Consider the following 1,041-nt stretch of genomic DNA (forward strand, 5'->3'; position numbering starts at 1 on the left):
ATTCCAATTATTAATACTTACCGCAATCAAAATTCCAATAACAACAAGTGCAATTTCACCAATCGCATATTTCAAATACTTTCCGGTTTTGTTTTTTTCCATGAGGTCGAAACGAATTTTTCTAAAGAATTTTATCATTGGTTAATGGTTGGTCATAATGAAGGCCAACGGTCTCGGCTATGAGTAGTTGCGTGGTTTAGTACTTAATTTTGCAAGCCTGCCTGCCGGCAGGCAAGTACACACCAAACTGAAAATCCTCGCGGACTTTCAGAAGTAGACGAGAACTAGCAATTACTTATAGCCATTGTTGTGCTTTCGTTATTAATTAATCTTACTTTTTTAAGTCTGCAAAAATAATTCTTAATTGTTCTAATGATTCAATTGAATTATCATATGCATCTATGATTTGTCTTATAGTTATTCTGCGTACTGAAACCGTATTTTCGAAATAGTCATCTTTACCAAAATGATTTGAAGATAAACTCAGATTTGTTATTTTGGCATTTGGCATATAATAATCTTGATAATATACATCTATTACTTTTAGATCTATCAATTCAGCTGATTTTATAGCATTGAAGGTATTATATGTTTCAGAAATTGAATTGCGTAATTCTATATCACTAAAAAATTTTAAATCACCAGAAAACTTTAAATTTTCATATGTTGTCATTATTGGATTAAATGTTAATCTGCCATAAAGTTTTGTTGATTTTGATAATAATTTTGGGTTGTCATAATCTCTGTTTACCAATATATCAAACAAGGTGTCTAATTCAGTAACTCTTTTTATGTAGCTGTTTTTATATTCAATTAATTCTTTTATGTTAAGATCGGTTTCATCATTTAATTGTATCAAGTATAAATCCCTCAATTTATTATTGTTTCTATCTGTATTCTTTTGGTTAATTGCCAGAGCAATGAGTATGCCTATAATTACAAGAATAATTTCACCAATGGCGTATTTGAGATACTTCCCGGTTTTCCCTTCAGAAAGTAAATTTTGACGGATTTTTCTAAAGAATTTTATCATTGGTTAGC

Annotated in this window: 1 protein-coding gene; it reads right to left on the reverse strand. The window is 29.8% G+C overall.

Features of this window, described 5'->3' with window-relative positions; genetic code table 11:
- Positions 1-331 precede the first annotated feature (331 nt).
- On the reverse strand, positions 332-1,033 hold the full coding sequence (locus J1G40_RS18245) for a hypothetical protein (RefSeq protein ID WP_265244099.1): 702 nt from the start codon (positions 1,031-1,033) through the stop codon (positions 332-334).
- Positions 1,034-1,041 lie beyond the last annotated feature (8 nt).

The organism is Muriicola sp. Z0-33 (assembly GCF_026126425.1).
Lineage (GTDB): Bacteria > Bacteroidota > Bacteroidia > Flavobacteriales > Flavobacteriaceae > JAFMPW01.